This window comes from Gilliamella sp. B14384G10 (assembly GCF_016101685.1).
Classification (GTDB): domain Bacteria; phylum Pseudomonadota; class Gammaproteobacteria; order Enterobacterales; family Orbaceae; genus Gilliamella; species Gilliamella apis_A.
Genome location: NZ_JACFQA010000002.1, coordinates 650,040 through 670,919 on the forward strand (window position 1 = coordinate 650,040; position 20,880 = coordinate 670,919).

Annotated in this window: 16 protein-coding genes and 1 riboswitch; of the genes, 5 read left to right on the forward strand and 11 right to left on the reverse strand. The window is 33.8% G+C overall.

What is annotated here, in order from left to right; all coding sequences use genetic code 11:
- Window positions 1–5 precede the first annotated feature (5 nt).
- The 3 genes from H3T54_RS07245 to H3T54_RS07255 are packed head-to-tail and all read right to left on the reverse strand — an operon-like array spanning window position 6 to window position 3,491.
- Window positions 6–1,409 carry a sodium:solute symporter family protein gene (locus tag H3T54_RS07245; RefSeq protein WP_198199318.1) on the reverse strand — a complete coding sequence of 468 codons (1,404 nt, stop codon included), beginning with the start codon at window positions 1,407–1,409 and terminating at the stop codon, window positions 6–8.
- Window positions 1,410–1,449: 40 nt separating this feature from the next.
- Window positions 1,450–2,328 (reverse strand): dihydrodipicolinate synthase family protein, encoded by an 879-nt coding sequence (locus H3T54_RS07250; RefSeq protein WP_198221763.1) that lies wholly within the window; start codon window positions 2,326–2,328, stop codon window positions 1,450–1,452.
- 26 nt (window positions 2,329–2,354) lie between these two features.
- Window positions 2,355–3,491, reverse strand: coding sequence for an iron-containing alcohol dehydrogenase (locus H3T54_RS07255; RefSeq protein ID WP_198221765.1), 1,137 nt, complete (start codon window positions 3,489–3,491; stop codon window positions 2,355–2,357).
- 227 nt (window positions 3,492–3,718) lie between these two features.
- Here H3T54_RS07255 and H3T54_RS07260 point away from each other — a divergent pair, with 227 nt between their 5' ends.
- The 3 genes from H3T54_RS07260 to H3T54_RS07270 are packed head-to-tail and all read left to right on the forward strand — an operon-like array spanning window position 3,719 to window position 6,781.
- The gene (locus tag H3T54_RS07260) at window positions 3,719–4,981 is read left to right on the forward strand and encodes a four-carbon acid sugar kinase family protein (protein WP_198221767.1); all 1,263 of its coding nucleotides are present in this window, start codon (window positions 3,719–3,721) and stop codon (window positions 4,979–4,981) included.
- 12 nt (window positions 4,982–4,993) lie between these two features.
- Window positions 4,994–5,974, forward strand: a complete 981-nt coding sequence (gene pdxA, locus H3T54_RS07265) for a 4-hydroxythreonine-4-phosphate dehydrogenase PdxA (protein WP_198221769.1) — start codon at window positions 4,994–4,996, stop codon at window positions 5,972–5,974.
- Between the two features lie 45 nt (window positions 5,975–6,019).
- Window positions 6,020–6,781: a DeoR/GlpR family DNA-binding transcription regulator gene (locus H3T54_RS07270; protein WP_110448219.1), complete on the forward strand. Its 762-nt coding sequence runs from the start codon at window positions 6,020–6,022 to the stop codon at window positions 6,779–6,781.
- 68 nt (window positions 6,782–6,849) lie between these two features.
- Here the strand turns inward: H3T54_RS07270 and ndk are convergent, their stop codons facing one another.
- The 8 genes from ndk to coaA form a co-directional block, all read right to left on the reverse strand.
- Complete coding sequence (gene ndk, locus H3T54_RS07275) at window positions 6,850–7,272, reverse strand: nucleoside-diphosphate kinase (RefSeq protein WP_110448220.1); 423 nt, start codon at window positions 7,270–7,272, stop codon at window positions 6,850–6,852.
- Window positions 7,273–7,287: 15 nt separating this feature from the next.
- Entirely contained in the window at window positions 7,288–9,585 is a 2,298-nt protein-coding gene (gene pbpC / locus H3T54_RS07280) for a penicillin-binding protein 1C (protein ID WP_198221771.1), read from the reverse strand.
- A 98-nt stretch (window positions 9,586–9,683) separates the two neighbouring features.
- Window positions 9,684–14,816, reverse strand: coding sequence for an alpha-2-macroglobulin (locus tag H3T54_RS07285; protein ID WP_198221773.1), 5,133 nt, complete (start codon window positions 14,814–14,816; stop codon window positions 9,684–9,686).
- Window positions 14,817–15,073: 257 nt separating this feature from the next.
- Window positions 15,074–15,745 carry a 7-cyano-7-deazaguanine/7-aminomethyl-7-deazaguanine transporter gene (locus tag H3T54_RS07290; RefSeq protein WP_110448223.1) on the reverse strand — a complete coding sequence of 224 codons (672 nt, stop codon included), beginning with the start codon at window positions 15,743–15,745 and terminating at the stop codon, window positions 15,074–15,076.
- A gap of 44 nt (window positions 15,746–15,789) precedes the next feature.
- Entirely contained in the window at window positions 15,790–16,446 is a 657-nt protein-coding gene (gene queC / locus H3T54_RS07295; RefSeq protein ID WP_198221775.1) for a 7-cyano-7-deazaguanine synthase QueC, read from the reverse strand.
- 23 nt (window positions 16,447–16,469) lie between these two features.
- A complete protein-coding gene (gene queF, locus H3T54_RS07300) occupies window positions 16,470–16,943 on the reverse strand; it encodes a preQ(1) synthase (RefSeq protein WP_086363504.1) in 474 nt (157 codons plus the stop codon).
- Window positions 16,944–16,945: 2 nt separating this feature from the next.
- Window positions 16,946–16,990: riboswitch (PreQ1 riboswitch) on the reverse strand.
- Window positions 16,991–17,146: 156 nt separating this feature from the next.
- A complete protein-coding gene (locus tag H3T54_RS07305; protein ID WP_110448225.1) occupies window positions 17,147–17,602 on the reverse strand; it encodes a DUF1090 domain-containing protein in 456 nt (151 codons plus the stop codon).
- Window positions 17,603–17,619: 17 nt separating this feature from the next.
- Window positions 17,620–18,555: a type I pantothenate kinase gene (gene coaA / locus H3T54_RS07310; protein WP_086357041.1), complete on the reverse strand. Its 936-nt coding sequence runs from the start codon at window positions 18,553–18,555 to the stop codon at window positions 17,620–17,622.
- A 166-nt stretch (window positions 18,556–18,721) separates the two neighbouring features.
- On the opposite strand from coaA, the gene yihI reads away from it, so the two are divergent.
- Complete coding sequence (gene yihI / locus H3T54_RS07315) at window positions 18,722–19,222, forward strand: Der GTPase-activating protein YihI (protein ID WP_198221777.1); 501 nt, start codon at window positions 18,722–18,724, stop codon at window positions 19,220–19,222.
- A gap of 219 nt (window positions 19,223–19,441) precedes the next feature.
- Window positions 19,442–20,839, forward strand: coding sequence for an oxygen-independent coproporphyrinogen III oxidase (hemN, locus tag H3T54_RS07320; protein ID WP_110448227.1), 1,398 nt, complete (start codon window positions 19,442–19,444; stop codon window positions 20,837–20,839).
- Window positions 20,840–20,880 lie beyond the last annotated feature (41 nt).

Below are 20,880 nucleotides of genomic sequence, written 5' to 3' on the forward strand. Positions count from 1 at the left end.
TCTCCTTATAAAGAATCCGCTTTTGTTTTTTCTTTTACAAAAGGACTGATGAATAATTTGTCTAACAACATAATGATGGCTGGAGAAAGTAACGCAACATACATATTGTTAATTCCTAATGGATCACCACAATAGAACCAAGTAGAGGTGATAACAGCGGCACCAATTAATGCCATATTAGCAGCTCGAGTACTGTTTAAGAATGGTAAATAGAACGCTATCATTGCAACTATAGTTATAGACAACCTAATTGCTCGAGTAAAGAAAGAAAGCTTTAAGACCTCAGGAAAGGCTAAAACTAACAAGAGCGGAGCAAATCCAACAATAACTGAGATGACTTTTGTCGCTTTAAATTCTTTTTCTTGCGTTGGTTTAAAGTATGGAACATAAAAATCTTTAACGATTAATGATGCAATCGCTAGAGCAACAGTACTCACACTGATAAAAATAGAAGCAACTAATGAGGTAGTAATAATCCCAGCCATAAAAGGATTCATATCTTGAATGAATACTGGTAACGCATACAAGCTTTTAATATCTGGATGAAGAAATTTCGCACATACCCCAATAACCGCAATCGCAATCGCAATAGGTAAGCAGAAAAAGAAGGCATACCAGCAAGCACGTTTAGCCGATTTAGCATCTTTTGTTGATGAAATTGCTTGAATAACAAACTGCGTACAAAATATTGAACCAATTGTTCCGATTAGCCATGCAAAAATAGTACCTGCACCAATAGAGCCATCCCATGTCCAATAATGAGGCGGCATTTGTTCGATCATTGGAGCAAAACCACCGGTAAGGTATAAAGCCGTTCCTAAGATAAATAACACCCCAAAATATTTCACACCACTATGAACGATTGTTACATATGCAACACCTTTCAAACCGCCAAAGGCAAAATAAAAGGTACTGACTACTGCAGTAATAAATGCTGCCACAGGCAATGAAATTTGTAACACAGTTGAAATTGCAGCCGCTCCACTAATATAGTTACCAACATTAACAAGTATTAATGCATAAATCATGATAATCGATATCAAATTCTTAGTAGAATTACCATATTTTTGAGCAATTGCAGCTGAAATAGTAATTTCACCAGTATTATAGATTTTTTTTACTAACAATAATCCAAAAAGTGGGAAACCAATAGCCGCACCAATTACAGACCATGATGCAGCAATCCCATTATCAAACGCTGATTGTGCTGTGCCAATTGTTGATTTTGCACCAATATACTCAGTCATTAGTAATATCCCAACAACTATCGCCGGTACAGCTCGAGAACCTTCCATGAAATCACTATTATTTTTACTTCTTAAAAAATAAGTCATCCATGAGGTAGCTAATATATAAAGGACAACAATACTAACAATTATTATTGTGTCCATTGTTCCAAAGTAATGCATATATCACCTTTATTTCTTATAATTACATGTTAAATATTTGTTATAATTGATTCACAATGGTTTTAATGGTTGCAATGTGATCATCTGAAAACTGGATTGGATAACGACTAACACCAACTTCTTCTCCCATTAGTGTTAGCGCTTTTTTTACTGCTGCCGGAGAGAATACAGTTGCATATAAATTTTTCCTTAAATCACCTACTGCATCCTGAGCTGCTTTAGATTTATCAAGATCACCTGCTTTAAAGTTTTTCCAGATAGCATTGATATAACCCGGTGCAACATTAGCAAGCCCCGAAATTGAACCAACGGCACCGCCAACAAACCCTTGATAAATCAATGAATCAGGGCCAGTTAATACATCAAAGTTATCTAAGTTTTTTGCTACATCAAGAAAGGCTTGCAAACTTTCGGCACTTCCTGCACTGTCCTTGATACCAGCAATATTAGGATGTTCGGCAAGTTTGGCGGCTGTTTCTGGTAAAATGGTGTTACCTGTTCTGGCTGGAATGTTATATAGATAAACAGGAACGGTTAGTGCATCTGCAATTGTTGAATAATGATAGATGAGTTCTTCTTGCTTTAATGGAATAAAATATGGCGCTATTACTGATACAGCATCTACGCCTAATTTTTCGATTTGCTTACCTAATTTTATGGTTTCTCGGGTTGAAATTTCACCGATGTGAGACATTACAGGAGAACGTCCAGATACTTCATCGACGCAAACCTCAGTAACTTTGATCTTTTCTTGCTGGGTTAAAACAAAAAATTCACCATTGGTACCATTACAAAAAACACTATTACCATGATTTAATTGGCGTTGAACCTGTTTACGCATTCTTTTTGGACAAAAATCCCCATTTTCATCAAACGTTGTGACAATGGCGGTTAAAATTCCTTCTATTTTTTTGCTCATAATTTTTACTCCAAGAGTAGGATTGTCTATAAAAGTGATTGATAAATAGCTAAAACATCTTGTTTGGTAACTTGTTTAGGAACGTTATTCATTAAACGTTTCACTTCTAAAGCTGAATCAACAAGATAGGGTAAATCTTGTGGCGAGATATTAAGTTCTTGTAACTTTGTAGGTAGTGCTAAACGACCGACTAAATCTTTAAAGTAACTGACTAATGCATGTGATTTTTCTTCATTAGTTAAATTTAGGTTTGCATCTGGCAATAAGTCATAAGCTTGTGCAAATTTTTCAACCACCGCGTCACGAACAAACTCCATACAAGGAACTAGTAGAATGGCATTTGCCACACCATGAGGAATATGGTATTTACCACCTAGAGGATATGACATAGCGTGAACTAGATGTGTACCTGAATGGGCAATCGCAGCACCACCATAATATGAAGCCCAAAGCATATTCAGTTTTGCTTCTAAATCAGTTTTAACATTTACTGATCTCTCAAGAAACTTAAATAATTTATCCATTCCTATTAAGGCATAATTATCACCAACCGGATTGGCTATACTGGCTGTAAAGCATTCAATTAAATGACACAAAGCATCAATACCTGTAGAGGCCGCAATATGATTTGGCATAGAAATAGTTAATTCTGGAATCAAACACACATAATCAGGCAACATAACTGGTGAAATAATGCCTTGTTTGGTAGATTTTTCAGGAATAGCCAAAATAGCATTTGGAGTTGCTTCGGAACCTGTTCCCGCCGTAGTAGGGATAAGAATGGAAGTACATCGTTTAGAAGGTTTCACACCTGCCAATAATTGTTCAAGTGTCAATTGATTCTCTTTAGCACATAACACTGAAATTAATTTAGCAACATCAAGAACACTACCTCCACCGACACCAACAACTAGATCAGCATTAGCTATTTTCATTCGATTTAATAAATTTATGACATCATGATGACTAGGCTCTGGTGGAATATCATCAATGAGAGTGAAATGATGAACCGTATCTACAAGTGTTTTTATCAATTTAGTTACAACTGGTAAATTAATAATATTTTTATCAGTCATAAATATGACATGACGATGTTGTTTGAATAGAAAATTAAGATCATTTAATACACCTTGTCCACTTAAGACAGTACTGTTAATGTGCATAGTTAGCTCCAATCGATTGCAATTTAAATGAGTATTAAAAATCATATTGATTTAATTTAATCATTTAATGTTATTTTAAGTTAGATAATTGATCAATTTTAATATTACAAAACTATGATCCAGATCACATTATGATTAAAATGATTTATTTTAATCATTTTTATTGTTTTTTTGATTAAATAATCGGTATAATCCTAAAAATAGTTTTTTTTGAGTAAGATTAGTCAATGGTAAGGTTAATAATTGCAGACGATTTCACTGGTTCTAATGACGCTGGTGTACAATTTGTTAAGAAAGGATTCACTGTTGATGTTGTTTTTGATTGGCGATCTATACAGCCTTTAAAAACTCATATTAATGATAAAAAAGTTATGGTTGTTAATACTGAAAGTAGAGCAATCGAATATCATGAAGCCCAAAATAGAATTAAGCAAGTTGTTTTAAATAACCGACATTTACAACCTATTTATAAAAAAATTGATTCAACTCTGCGTGGTAATATAGGTGGGGAAATAGAAACATTACTGGCAACAACTCAAATTAAATTTGCTTTAGTTATACCAGCTTTTCCTAATATGAATCGTATTACTAAAAATGGTAAATGCTATGTTAATGGTATTGAACTAATCAATACCGAATTTGCCACTGATCCTAAAACACCTATTTGTTCATCCCATATAAAAACAATTATAAAACAGCAAACAGATTATCCATGTGAAGAAATCAATATAGATAAAGTAAGAACTCATCAAATAGCAAAATGTATTGAAAACTTTGCAACTCAAGGAACTAAGATCATCATAATCGATGCTGAAACAAATCATGATTTAAAAACGATTATAGAACAAACTCAAGGATTACTAGATAAAGTTTTACTAGTAGGCTCGGCTGGATTAGTTGAATTCCTTTCGCCATCAATGACAGAAAAAAAACCAAAATCAGAAAGACTAAGTAAAAAACCAATGTTAGTCATGGCAGGATCAATGAGCGAAATTACTCAACAACAGATAAATTATACCATTCAACATGATAATAACTGGAATGTAATAGATCTAAAAATATCAGATTTATTACCAGAACTATCAGCAACTACGTTAATAACATATAAAAATAAAATTCAAGAAATACTTGATAATAATCAACATTGTATTGTCAGAACCAGTACCAATAAGCAAGAACGAGAAAAAATCGATTTGTATTGCCAACAATATCAATTATCAAGAACCGAACTAGGTGAAAAAATCTGTAGTGGTTTAGGATTATTAGTTAAAAACATAAAGTTTAATAATTTATTTTTAACTGGTGGGGATGTAGCTATTTCCATTGCTAAATCTTTAGGTGCGATAGGTTTTACAATCGAGGGACAAGTTTGTGAAGGAGTCCCTTACGGTAGATTATTAAGCCATGAAATTTTAGATTATAAAATATTTACTAAAGCCGGTGGATTTGGAACAAAAGATATTTTTTTAAAAGCATTAAGATTTATTTAAAGGAGATAAATTGTGTCAAAAATCATAGCGATAACTATGGGAGATCCGGCTGGAATCGGACCGGAAATTATTGTCAAAGCACTACAATCAGATATTGTAAAAAATATACATTCGATTGTAATTGGTTCGGCTGATTTATTAAAAAAACAATTAAAAATGGGATTATTTAGCGATGTTAATTTTAATGTTATTAATAGCGTGAACGAGGCTGATTTCTCAAAAAATGTGATTAATATAATTGATATAAAATTGGAAGATATCGATTCATTACAACCTGGAAAAATTCAACCACAAGCTGGTGATCTAGCTTTTCGATGTGTAAAAAAAGCAACTGAATTAGCACTTGCAGGCGAAGTTACAGCTATTGCAACAGCACCGCTAAACAAAGAGGCACTACACTCAGCAGGACACATGTATCCAGGACATACTGAGTTGTTAGCGAAGCTCACTAATAGTAAAGATGTCGCTATGGTACTTTATACTGATTCACTAAAAGTGATTCATGTTACCACTCACGTTTCATTAAGAAACTTTTTGGATAAATTAAGTAGTGATAGAATTGAAAAAGTTATTAAAATTGCTGATGATTTTCTTAAAAAAGTAGGAATTTCTGCGCCCAAAATTGCTGTAGCTGGCGTTAACCCTCACGCAGGAGAACATGGGCTGTTTGGTGATGAAGAAATAAAATTTGTTACACCAGCTATTGAAAAAATGCAACTTTGTGGCATTGATGCCATTGGTCCATGTGCACCCGATACAGTATTTTTACAAGCCCATCAAGGTAAATTTGATATGGTTGTTGCAATGTACCACGATCAAGGTCATATTCCCCTTAAATTATTAGGTTTTTATGATGGGGTAAATATCGCAGCCGGACTACCATTTATTAGAACATCAGCCGATCATGGCACAGCATTTGATATTGCATGGCAAGGTATTGCAAAAGCCGATAGTATGATAGAATCAATCCGATTAGCGGAACTGTTATCTTAGTTAACAATATTAATAAACTTAGAAAAATAGAAAGGGGAATTTTCAGTGGGAAAATACAATCGACTCGATCAAATCATGGATTATCTTAAGATTCATAACTTAGTCACAGTCGAAGAGTTAGTTATAGCTACTGAAGCCTCTCCTGCTACTATTCGCCGCGATTTAATTAAATTAGATCAACAAGGCGTAATCAGTCGGACACATGGCGGCGTTACTTTAAATCGTTTTATTCCTAGCCAACCAACTACATCTGAAAAAATTCATAAAAATTTTAGTGAAAAACAGCTTATTGCAGATGTTGCAGCCGATCTTATTAAAGCTGGCGACTCAATAGCGCTTGATGCAGGGACAACAACTTTGGAAATAGCTAAAAGAATTACCCAAATGCCTGTCAGAGTCATTACATCAGATTTGCATATTGCACTTTTTTTATCTGAGTTTAAACAGATTGAAGTAACCATCATTGGCGGTAAAATTGATGATAGTAGCCAATCATGCATTGGTGAACATGGACGTTCATTACTTCTACAAATTAATCCCGATATTGCGTTTGTAAGTTGTAATTCCTGGAGTTTAAGTAAAGGGGTAACCGCACCAACAGAAGACAAAGCATTAATTAAAGCAGGATTTGCTCAAAAGGCTGATAAAGTAGTGCTTGTTGCGGATAGCAGTAAATACAATTCTTATTCTTTATTTACTTCCATACCACTTAATCGTTTTACCGATATTATCACCGATAACCATTTAGATATCGAAACAGTACAACATCTTCAAAGCCAACCATTTAAGTTACATATTGCCAGTTAATATAAGTCACAGATAAATTTGAAAAATCATAAAATTTATTTATCTGTGATATTTGCTTTATTCAGCAATTATCCAACTATTTCACTATCTACAAAAAAGTAGGCAATCTCTCTTTCCGCTGATGAAATAGAGTCTGAACCATGTACGGCATTTTCAGTAGTGTTATCGGCAAAATCAGCTCTCAACGTTCCTTGTTCGGCTTTACTTAAATCCGTAACACCCATCAATTGGCGATATTGGTTAATAGCATCTTCACCTTCCAGCACTTGCACAACTATTGGCCCTGAAATCATAAAATTAACTAATTTATCAAAAAAAAGTTTATCTTGATGTTCAGCATAAAAGCCTTCAGCTTGAGACTTTGTCAACTTGATCATTTTCATAGCAATGATTTTGAGTTTTGCTTTTGATATTCGAGTTTCAATCTCACCTATAACTTGTTTTTTAACAGCATTGGGTTTAATGATTGATAAAGTGCGTTGTATAGCCATGCGAGAGTTCCTTTATTAATCTGATATAAAAGTTAATCGAACAATTTGACCGCTTTCATCTAATAATAATAAACGATGTTTCCCTTTTTTGGTCACTGTTAAAGCTATTTTTTCATTATTTTGAGAATTAGCCACTAATTCGCCATCTAAAAACCACCATTTCTCTCCATAACCACCTTCCGGAGTAAGATCAACAGTCACTTGATAAACGCCCGGCAATGCTCTAATTAATTGTTTATCACGTAGCCCAACAATATTAAGTGAAGTAAAAATATCTTTACCCATTATAGGACACGTTTTATCGATAGGCGGTAATATCGATTGTCTTCGTTCTTTAGTTAATAACCAGTTTTCTAACGAAACAGGCCATAATGCTACCTGTTTTTTTTGCGCGCCTAAACAATCAGCTGCGACACGTTCCCCTCGCGCATTAACCCAAATATTTATCCAACCAGAACGGTAAATATTGTTTTTCAATTCGCTATAAGTACTTAATGTTGGTGGTACCATTTTATCCAATATCCATGCTGTTTTTTGTCGATGACAATTCGCATCTGATTCAGGAAGAGGTTGTCCTAATGGCCAACAAATTTTCATAGAAGAGACTGATTCTGGTTTTTTATTAGAAGTAATAAATCGATTTAAACGATTTTCTCTATTTAAAAGTATCGAATTAACTTGTTGCAAAATTGGCATTGCAGATATTGAACCATATTGTCCAGCAACAGGTGTACCGTCCGGTCGCCCAACCCAGACACCAATTAAGTATCTTGAATTAACTCCAACCGCCCAAGCATCCCGATAGCCATAACTGGTACCCGTTTTATAAGCTAACAGATTACTATTAATTAGCATTTGCCTTGTTATCCAAGCACTACCATCAGAAATAAGTGGTTTATTTATTAATGGTTCCTTTTTAGTGAAACGTAACGGACTCACCTCACCATGCCTAGCAAATGCACTATAAGCACTAACAAGATTATCCATTCTTAATGAAGCGCCGCCTAATATATAAGAAATGTTCGGTTCATTAGCTATAGAAGATAAAGGCAAACCAATACCTGCCAGTTTGGCGCTGAAGCGCTTTGGACCATATAATTCGATTAATTGAACTGCGGGTAAGTTCAGTGATTTACTTAGTGCCTCTGATGCACTAACTGGACCATAAAAACCTTCATCGAAATTAGTGGGTCGATAATCTGAGGTAATACGAGGAACATCTTGCAGTAAAGATTCAGAATGAATCATACCATCATCAATAGCAAAGGCATAAATAAACGGTTTTAATGTAGAACCCGGAGAACGTAATGCCCTAATCATATCAATCTGGCCAAAACGTTCTTTATCATTAAAATCAGCCGAGCCTACATAGCCTTTTACAGTCATATCAGTATGATCAACAACTAAAATAGCCAATGATGATTTAGGTGGTAATTGATTTTTACGATTAACAGCTAAATCTTCTAAATTATATTGGAGAGACACATCAATGGTTGAATGAATAATATCCTCATTAGGATATTGTTGTTTTAAGCGATAAGCTAATAATGGAGCCAACTGAGGGGCCTTTCGGGGATAAACCCAAACCTCATCACGGCGTACTTGTTCAATCAAGTCATTTGACCACACTTGATATTCAGCTAATCTATCTAGAACTTTGTCACGAGCTTGCTTAGCTCTTTCAGGAAACCTATCTGGTCGTAACCTACTAGGCGCTTGCGGTAACACAGCTAATAAAACTGCCTCACTACGGGTTAATGCTTTGGGCTGTTTACCAAAATAAGACCAGCTTGCAGCACCTATACCTTCAATTGTGCCACCATAAGGTGCGTGATTAATATATAAAGTGAGTATTTCTTTTTTGCTATAATGCAATTCTAGTTGAAAAGTGCGAAAGATCTGTTTTAACTTGCCAAACAATGTTCGATCATGAGGATATAATAACCGAGCCACTTGCATTGAAATGGTACTACCTCCAGACACAATTCTATCATTAGATATATTTTGCCAAGCAGCACGCAGTAAAGAAATGGGATTAATACCGATATGATCGTAAAAATAACGATCTTCATAATTTAATAAAACGTCAAGATAATAATCTGGGACTTCATCAAGGCTCACCGAATAACGCCAAATACCATTTTTATCGGCAAATCGCCATAATGGAGTTTCATCGTCGGCAACGACAGTTTGCGTAGTTTTATTTTGTGAAACAGATAATGGAAAAAGATAATCAGCAACAAAAAAGCCACCAACAAATAAAACTAGTAATACCAACAAAAATTTAAATAGTTTACAAAAGAACTTTTTCATTATCGTTATTATATTACCCAGCTAAATTTATTCGAAAATAAAAAATTCCGCCAACTATATTGGCGGAATAATCATTTTGATAAAATGTTACAGTGAAATTACTTATCACCTTCTTCACTATTATCTTTTTTGCTAGGACTAGATATTTTCATCAAATCAAGTGATTGTCCTATAGCAAATCGCTCTGGTCGATACATTGACTCAACATAAGGATAAGGAATCATGTAATCACCAGTAGTCACTGCTCTTACTAAATAAGCAACGCGTTTACGATATTTATTTTCATTGATATAGGTATTGATATTCACCGCAGCAACATATCTATCATCTCTAAATTCCTGATATTTAATCTCATTAATATCATCACTTTTTAATAAATCAGCAACCCATGGAATTGTTGATAAATGTACACTGCTATTGGTAAGATTTTGATTTTCAAGCTCCAAACCTGCAGGTAAGAAATCAACAATCAAAGCATCATGAACAGCTTTTTTGGCTGTTACATCCAAAACGACAACCATCATGGAACCTACTTCTATATCCGATGGTATTATTTCTTTACCATGTAAATCATAATAGGTTCGATTAATAGTTAAGAAACCATCTTGCGATGTTGGTGCAGGAGGCGTTTTTGCATAACCTGTAACTGAAAATTTAATATAAAGTGGCTGATCATGAGCGGAGTTATTAATAGACAATCCTTGTGCTAATCCCTCAAAATCATAGGAGTGTGAAACAATTGAATCAACATCATCAATTTTGCCATTTATTGACACTTTGAATTTATTACCATTTTTATGTTGATCTAATGTCCAACCAGCAATAAATAACGCATTTAATTCCTGAGTTGAGAAATAACGTTGATCATTTAATAATTCTGACAAACTATATAGATAACTTGCCTGATTATTCTTAGCCATATTATTTTCTATCAATAAAGAAAGAATTAATGACTGATCACGAACTGTACTACCATAATTGCCTAACCACCTATCATTATATGCATATGGAGTAGTAAAAACTAACGGCAGTAATTTGTCATAGGTCGACTGATAACCATTCAATTTTGCTGTTACCGCTAAATGAGCTAATGGTAACGGTGAATAGATAAATGATGTATCACTGCTCATTATTTTATCGGTTAAATAATTAATTTCATTACGCATTGCAGCAGTGATTTTCTCTTGTTTAGAAAGTATCATCAAAGCATAAGCTTTAATAGATAATTTATTAAACTCAAGCACGTTTAAATCACCGTAATAACTAAGATTATTAAATGCAGAGGCATCATAAATATATTGACCAATACGCGTCATTGCAGCATCAAGCGCTTTATCATTAACCTGATATCCACGTTCTTTAGCTTGCAATAAAAAGTCTGTCGCATAGACTGTTAGCCAATGTTCTTCTTCACTATAGTTACTCCATAAACCAAAGCTTCCATTACTACGTTGCATTGATAAGATGCGTGAAATACCTGTTTGAACTTTTTCTCGACGCTTTTCATCAGAATCAGTTTTAATGCCTAACTGCGCCAGTTGATCACTGTTAGCATATAAAGATGGGAATAACCCACTCGTAGTTTGTTCTAAACAGCCATAAGGGTAAGCAAATAAACTTTTGATATATTGTGCAATATTTAAAGGAGGTTGATTAGAGACCACTAACTGCCCTTCAACAGTATTTTCGATTAAACCAGTTAAAGCTTGGTCTGATAATTGCCAACTTTCATTTGCATCTAATGCTGCGACATAAGATCTTGAAGTTGCGGCATATGCGGGTCTTATGCCAATTGTCCAAGAACGACTTATATTGAAATCAGAATTATCTTCAAGCAAAATGCCTTTTACATCTATCTTTATTGTTCCTTTACCATAACCATAGTCGGCAGCAACAGGAATCTTAATAATATCTTTCTGTTTACTATCTAGTTTTACAGCAACCGATTTTGTTTCATTTTGATGAAGCAAACCACTAGTTGATACCTCAACTTGCATGTTTTGCGTACTACCAGTCAAATTATGCAAATCTAACGCTAAAATCGCCTGATCACCACCAGATAAGAATCGAGGTGTTGTTAATTCAGCAATAACAGGAGCAGCAACTTTCATCGTTTTTTCAGCTCTACCAAAACGATTGTTATCCCAAGCTTGCGCCATTATTCGTAGTTCACCATTAAAATCAGGCAATGGTAAGTTAATGATCCCTTCGCCTTCATCATTTAACTGAATAGTTTCAAGTTGTTGTGCTACAATTAGGACTTCATTTGATGGTTTTTTACCACCAGCACCCATCGCATCACCACCAAAGCTCATACTAACATTACGCCCTGAAGCTTCAATCAATTTACCATAAACATCGTAAATATTGACATCATAGCGTTTACGCCCTAAAAATCCTGTATAAGGATCAGGAGTAACAAAATCAGTAATGTTTAATACACCGGAATCAACTGCAGAAACTAAAACAGTGACTTTTTTATCCTGTTGGATAAATTGTTTATCCATTTTGATTTTTATCGGTACAGTAGTTTCAGGTTCAACTTGTACTGGAGCATTAATTGCAACATTTAATTGTCGGTCTGCTGTATCAATTGGTAAATATAATAATCCAATCGCTCGTTTAACTGTTTGTACAGTAGCATCTGTCGATGGACGAATTATCATGGTGCTAATATAGATATCATGTCGTCCCCAATTTTCAATTGGTATATCAACATCTAAACCATTTTCATCAATAGTGATTGATTTTTTCCAAATGGTACCTTCATTGCTTTCTAAAGAGATATAACCGGAGCCAGCAACTGGTGCTTGCACATTCACTCTAGCTATATCGCCAACTTTATAAGATGGTTTATCAATAGTTAACTTAACTTGATCTGGCCGTACAGATTTTGTGCCACGAGTATTATCTTCCCAATCATAACCAGCCCAAAAACGGAAACTTGTCATAACGTTAGTTTGAGGATCAACAACTTCAACTCGATAAGAGCCATAATCTGTTGGTTGAAAACTTATTTTGGTTGTACTATTTGCATCAATAGATAGTTGATTTTCTGAAACCACATATTCACTAGAATTATAGTTTAATCGCCAACCATCCTCATCTGACCAAGTCCAATAATAACTACGACGTTCGCGAATCAACCGAGCTTTTAATGAATTTGTAGCTAACTTTTCACCTTCAAGATTGACATAAGCAATTTCAAATTCGGCATTATGGTCAATGTCAACGGTAGGTCGATCATAATATTGATCCTTATTCCAATCATAATATGGTGAATCTTCAAATAATGCTCGAATTGCAGGTAATTTATCTGCCGGCCATATGGTTTGTGTCGCATAACGTGTAACCGGTCGACCTCCTGAATCAAGTAAACTTGCTTGTAAAACCAATTTAGCAGGAGACTGTAATCCAGACCAGTTATCTTTGCTAACCTCAATTTGAGTTAAACCATCATCATCCAACTCCACTTCAAGAGGATCAAGCTCACGATATAGGCTTTCGTCTGTCACTTTTCCAATTTTGAAGTCAGCTAGGCCAGTAACTGAATCAACGCTCTTTAAATAGAGATTAGCTTCTAAACTGTTACCTGTTGCTGGTTCACCATATAAATACCAACCTTTAACATTAAAGTTAATATCTTCGTCATTAAGAATCGCACTGTTTGCTGAGCTTTTGATTTCCATTGCCATACGCTCAGGCAAAAACTCTTCAACTTTAAAGTTCCAAAAGCGATAATTATCATCGCCTAAATTAAAACGAATTGACCACTTACCAGTTGCTGCATCATCAGGAATATCAAAAGTTTGCTGATATAAACCATTTAAATCAGCATTACTTTTTAATTGGTAATTCTTAATCACTCGACCATCAGGAGAAATAATATCAGCAATGATTGGTTGATCCGGTAATGATTGCCCATCAGCATTACGTAATAATGCATTAAAATAGACAGTTTCTTCTGGACGATAAAGATCACGAGGTCCAAAAACAAACAATTGTTTTTGATAAAAAGGACTGCCTGACAAATTGAAATCAGTCAGATTAAGCGCATTACTATCAATATTTACAAATGAAGTTTGCAGGCCATCACTGGCTGTTAATACCGAATAGTCATAATCTTTATCTAGGTTAAATTCAGCATAACCATTCTGATCGGTCACTACTGAAATTGTATGGCAGTTTTTATTATTTTCATTTTTACGGCACATTAATGACAAGTTAATATTTGCTAATGGTTTACCATTATCTAAACCATGAGCCATTACGACTAGCTTAGCATTTTTATAACGATGAACTGACACACCAATATTACTAATTGAAAATAAAGTTGCTGGATTCGATTCGTTATAAATACCTGCCTCATTCATCACAGCAATATAAACACCTTCTTGATTAACTTCAGATATATTAGAAAGGTTTACTAAAATGGTTTCTTGCGCATTAGGTTTTGGATGAAGATCAAACCTTGATGAGTAAACTAAATCAGCATATCTAGTAAACTCTTTTTTGTTCCAAATTGAGAGTAAATCAATAAAACCAAAATAAGAAACAAATTCAGGTAATTTTTCTGGTTTAATTTTAAAAAAGTTAATATCAATTTTATTTACATTCAATGTTGTGACAGGTAATCCGCTCATAGATTTACTTGGTAGTAATATACCCGAACTTGCAAAACCTACTGTAGGTTGGCGGTCTTGAGTAGTAATTTCTTTTTGATAAACAGATTCTAAATGGCTATCATTGATGGCTGATAATAATTTATCAATGGTTAAAACCAGTTGCCGATCTGGTTGAAGATAACGATGTCTTAGCTCTAAACCATTATCCGATAACTCCCATGCACCATCAACATTACCTGTTTTTCTATCAACTAATCTGAGTAAATTAGAAAAATTCAATTTAGGATTTAGTGGTACAGAAAAAGTCACCACTAAAGTACTTGAACCATCGAGAATAACCTCTGAGCTATCAATGACAGTTAATTGTTTACCTTTATACTTTTCAATTAACTCTGGCGTTGGATTAAAGGCATTATGAGATTGAGATACAGCTTCACTTTCAGTTAAAGTTTCTGTTGCAACAGTATCGGTTTTGTTGTCAATGACATCTGTTGTAAACTCAGTTTTATCAACTTTCTGCGACTCTACAGTTTTATCTTCTTGATTATCACAAGCACATAGCATAAAAAATAAACTTAACACCGCTAAGTGTTTACTCAATCTCATTATTTCACCTAATCCCTTACTGTTACAATGAATGTATTGGTTGTTTTTTTAGCTATATTATGCACTTTCAGGCAAGGTTTGGCAAAACTTCTTTAATCAAATTTTTAAATTTTTTTATAATTAAATTATGAATTTTGTTGAAATTTTGAGGAACGGATTTTTTTGAGAGATAAAAATTGGCAGTTGGAATTTATTATATTGCCAATAAACCTTAACTGCCAGATAAATAATGAACCATAGGTAAACTTAAAGTCAAGTTACTGGGATTTGATAACTAATTTGTTTAAGATAAAATTTAAAATAATTCCGTATAATGGTAAAAAGAATAAACCACAGATGATTATTTTAAAGCTATAATCAATAGTGGCAATTTCACCCCAATGCGCTGCCATAAATTCGTCATTAGTTTTATAAAAAGCTATAGCAAAAAAGACAATAGTATCAATACCATTCCCTAATATTGCCGAAGCAGAAGGTGCCACCCACCATGCTCTGTTTTTTCTTAAATAATTAAATACGGTAATATCCATTAACTGTCCAACTAAATAAGCGGCAAAGCTAGCTAACGCAATCCGGAAAACAAAGCTATTAAATTCAGATAAAGCAGCCAATCCCATCCAATGAGTATCAAAAAATAACACTGAAACCCCGTAAGAAAGTAGCAAAGCAGGTATCATTACTACAAAAATTATTTTTCTGGCTAGACTAGCGCCAAAGACCCGAATAGTTAAATCCGTAGAAAGAAAGATAAATGGGAAAGTAAAAGCGCCCCAAGTAGTATGAAAACCAAAAATATCAAATGGGATTTGTACTAAATAATTGCTTGAAGCAATAACTAAAATATGAAAGAACGAAAGCCATCCAAGTGCTTTCATCTGTTCTACATGAGTAAATGGTTTAGTTTGTTCTGAATTAGTGTTCAGATACATAAGTTTTTCCTTTTTTAATGGGGTAAGCGAACCCAGTGTTACAATTAATTTGAATGACTAAGGTAATCGGTTAAACCATTATCTCGAAGAATACAGCTAGGACATTTACCACAACCACCATCAACGCCATAATAACAAGTATGGGTATATTTTCGGACATAATCCAAATAACCAAGCTTATCGGCCATTTCCCACGTTTGAGCTTTAGTAAGATACATCAATGGTGTAATGAGATTAAAGTTATAGTCCATAGCCAAATTCATCGATACATTCATTGATTTAATAAAGATATCTCGACAATCAGGATAACCACTAAAATCAGTTTCACAAACTCCGATAATAATATCGCAAATATCTTGTTGTTTGGCATAACATCCAGCTAGAAGTAAAAACAGCATATTACGACCATCAACAAATGTATTAGGATAATCAGTTTCCTTAGTGGCAGTAATTTCTTGAGAGTCATCAATTAAAGCATTATTGGTTGTCTGTTTAATCACCGACGTATCAATAACGGTTTGTTTGACACCAAGATCTTCAGCAATCCATTTAGCTTTTTCCAGTTCAATTGCATGACGTTGGCCATATTGAAAACTAATGGTTTCGACATTTTCACGACCATAATTAGCAATAGCTTGCAATAAACATGTGGTAGAATCTTGGCCACCAGAAAAGATAACAAGTGCTTTACGATTTTGCATTTTTAACTATTCCTGTAAAAAGATTAACGATTATCGATTTTTTCAGGATAAAGGTCATGATTAGCTAAGCGATTCACGGCTATTTGTTGCCAATCAGTACCTGCTTTACCATAATTAGCATAAGGATCAATAGATATTCCACCTCGGGGGGTAAATTTTCCCCACACTTCTATATATTTTGGATCCATCAATTTAATCAGATCTTTCATGATGATATTAATACAATCTTCATGATAATCACCATGATTGCGGAAGCTGAATAAGTAAAGCTTGAGTGATTTACTTTCTACCATTTTAATATTTGGCACGTACGAAATATAAATAGTAGCAAAATCAGGTTGCCCAGTTATTGGACAAAGACTGGTAAATTCGGGACAATTAAATTTTACAAAATAATCGTTGCCTGGATGTTTATTATCGAATGTTTCTAAGATTTCTGGACAATAGTCAGTAGGATAGCGAACGGATTGATCGCCTAGTAGTGTTATATTACTCATTTTTTCCCTTAGTTTTTTAGCGTGGGAGGTTCACGAACCACGTAATCAGGCGCACACCATACTCTTTTTAAATAAAAAAGTCCAGTTTAAGCAAAGTTGAGTGTATTAATAAAAAGCACCATTAATACTAGATCAATGGTGCTTTATTTAGTTATAACTTAGTAAAAAAATGTGAGGAAAGCACTTTTTAAGCCGAATATAATTTATTTGCTGGTCAATTGTTTGTAATAATCAGCAAGCTTCTCTTTAGCATCAGCTAATTCTTTTTCGGCATCATTTAATTTCGCTTTTAATGCATCGATTGTATCTTGATGGGCATTAACCTTGTCTTTTGCATACTCTTTAGTTTTTTCAGCTAATTCTTTGGTTTTATCTGTAACATCTTTAGTTTTTTCAACTATTAATCTTTTATATTTTTGTTCTAAAGTTTCATCAGTACAATTGGTATTAACTTCTTGCAACGCTTTTTCAAGACCAGTCACTTCATTACTATTATTTGCTTTTTTAGCTTGTTCAATTTTTGTTTCAATTGCTTGCTTTTTAGCATCGCAATTTAATCCTTGGTTTTCGTCATTACTTGATGCATAACTATTTACCGAAAATGCAGTAACTAAAGTGATAATGCTTAACTTACTTAATAACCTTATTGCTGATTTCATATTGACTCCCCTTAAGTTTATTTTCTTAATTGAACACAATCTACTTTATGATCTTTACCTTTGGTTAAAATTAAACTTGCTCGTTCCCGTGTTGGTAGGATATTTTCAATCAAATTTAATTCATTGATATCTCGCCAAAGGCGGTTAGCAATATTCACGGCCTCTTCCTCTGGAAGCTTTGAATAATGGTTAAAGTAAGAGTTAGGATCGCTAAATGCCCCAGCTCTAAATTTTAAAAAACGATTAACATACCAATCGTGTAATAGCGGTAATTGTGCGTCGACATAGATCGAAAAATCGACATAATCAGAAACAAATACACGATTATTAGCTTGAGTATAGTTTATGCTGCCTTGTAAAACATTTAATCCTTCAAGAATTAAAATATCAGGACTATCAACAATAATATGTTCATCTTCAACAATATCGTAGACTAAATGAGAATAAACGGGCGCCTTAACTTCTGCTTGTCCTGACTTTACATCAGCAACAAAATTAAGTAATTTCTTGATATCATAGGATTGTGGAAACCCCTTTTTATTCATGATACCACGTTCTTCAAGATAACGATTAGGATATAAAAAACCATCAGTTGTCACCAATGCAACTTTCCGATGCTCTGGCCAACGAGTCAACAATGCCTGTAGGACACGGGCGGTAGTGCTTTTACCAACAGCTACACTACCTGCAATACCAATAATATAAGGTATTTTTTGACTTTTTCCTAAAAATTTTGATAACACTGCCTGACGGCTAAAACTGTTGCTTATATAATAATTGAGTAATCGAGATAAAGGCAAGTAAATTTCACTTACCTCATCCATGGATAAATCTTCATTAATACCTTGTAATGAAGTCAATTCTTCTGGCGTTAAAGTCATTGGTACCGCATTACGCAAGCTCGCCCATTCTTGTCGGGTAAATTGCATGTAAGGGCTCAAATGATTTGTCATATTTTATTCTCTATTGCTAGCTGATATAAATAATTTGGCTCAGATTATACTAAATCTATTTTTTTACAATCATAAATTGGTATTATCTCATGCTCATAGCTATATTGATGACTTACTGGTAAAATACATTTAGTCAGTTAATAATCAGATATTAAATTGAGATTGTATGTTAAAAAATAAATCAAAACAAAAACCTAAAAAAACCCGCCAAGAGATTAATGAAGAATCTCGTGAGTTAAAGCGCAAACGTAAGCATAAAGGTTTACCTAGTGGTTCACGTTTCAATGGTCAAGATAACAATCAAAGTAACAAAACAACTAAAGCAATAAAAGATCCTCGTATTGGCAGTAAAAAACCAATTTCATTGGTAGTAGATGATAATTCATCTATTAGAAAGGTAGATAAAATTAATCAGTCCAAAATAACTAAAGCTAAATTAACACCACAACAAGAATTAGAACAACTTGAAAATGATACTAAATTGGATCAATTACTAGATTTGGTTGAACAAGGTAAAACCTTAACTGACGAACAACAGACTTATCTTGATAATAAACTAAATCGTATAGACAAACTTATGCAACTATTAGGTTATGAAGATGAAGATTTCGAGGATGAACAAGAAGAAATAAAAGAAGATATCGTCAGTCTACTGAAACGTAATTAATTTAGTTTTAATTAAATATGTGTTAAAAACATCAATAATCTTATATACAAAATAATCACGATAAAGAGTCGTATACCATGCCACTATTGATTATGCTATGTTTATATTTAGGATTATTTATTTGCACTTTATTATATTTAAAAAAAACAAATTACATTAAATTAAAAACACAAATAAGAGCAAAACAACGTAATACAGCAAAACGTTATGGAAATGACAATGTCAAACGCAGGACTAAATAAAAATGTGATTCAACCCCTATTATGGGATCAAGCGTTAATTGAAAAATATAATTATTCAGGTCCAAGATATACCTCTTATCCAACAGCACTTGAATTTAACGAACAGTTTACTGAACAAGATTTCATTTTAGCGACCAACCTTTATCCTGAACGACCATTATCGCTTTATATACATATTCCGTTTTGCCATAAACTTTGTTATTTTTGTGGTTGTAACAAACTGATTACACGACAAACCCATAAAGTCACTAAATATCTTGATGTATTAGATATCGAGATTGCTAAACAGTCCGAATTATTTAAAAACCGGACTGTGACACAAATGCATTGGGGAGGAGGAACTCCTACTTTTTTAACTGATGCTGAAATTAGCCGCTTGCTCTCTTCAATAAAAAAACACTTTAACTTTGCTCAAAATGCCGAACTATCCATTGAAATAGATCCAAGAGAAATAAGTCCACAAACGATTGATCATCTAGCTAATGTTGGCTTTAATCGGTTAAGTATGGGGATCCAAGATTTCAATCATGAAATTCAAAATTTAATTAATCGTGAGCAAGATGAAAACTTGATCCGTTCACTAATTATCCAAGCAAGAAAAAATAACTTTCGTTCTATTAGTCTAGATTTAATTTATGGATTACCTAAGCAAACTGTTGAAAGTTTCACGGAAACATTAAATAAAGTGATTGATATTTCGCCAGATAGATTAAGTGTTTTTAATTACGCACATTTACCTAGCCGATTTGCTGCACAGCGTAAGATCAAAGATAATGATTTACCTAATGCAAGTCAAAAATTGAAAATCTTACAAACCAGTATTGAAAAATTGACTCTTGCTGGTTACCAATTTATAGGTATGGATCATTTTGCAAAACCAACTGATGAGTTAGCTATCGCACAACAACAGAACAAGTTACATCGCAACTTTCAAGGTTATACCACTAAAGGGGATGCTGACTTACTTGGTCTCGGTGTATCAGCAATAAGTATGTTGGGAGACAGCTATGCCCAAAACCAAAAAGACTTAAAAAGTTATCAAAATCAAGTTGAACAAAAAGGACATGGTTTATGGAAAGGATTTACCTTAAATCGTGATGATAAAATACGTCGAGATGTTATTAAACAACTTATTTGCCATTTCCAGCTTGATAAAAAGCAGATTGAACAATATTACCATATCCAATTTGATGACTATTTTGCTGAAGATTTAAAACTGCTTGCACCACTAGAACAAGATGGATTGGTTGTCGTTAATCAAGATAGCATTAATGTTCGACCTAAAGGCCAGCTTCTAATTCGCAATATTTGCATGTGCTTTGATATTTATATGCGTCGATTGGTACGACAACAACAGTTTTCACGCGTGATTTAATTGAATAAATTCACGCATGACCATTTAATGATACTGATTTA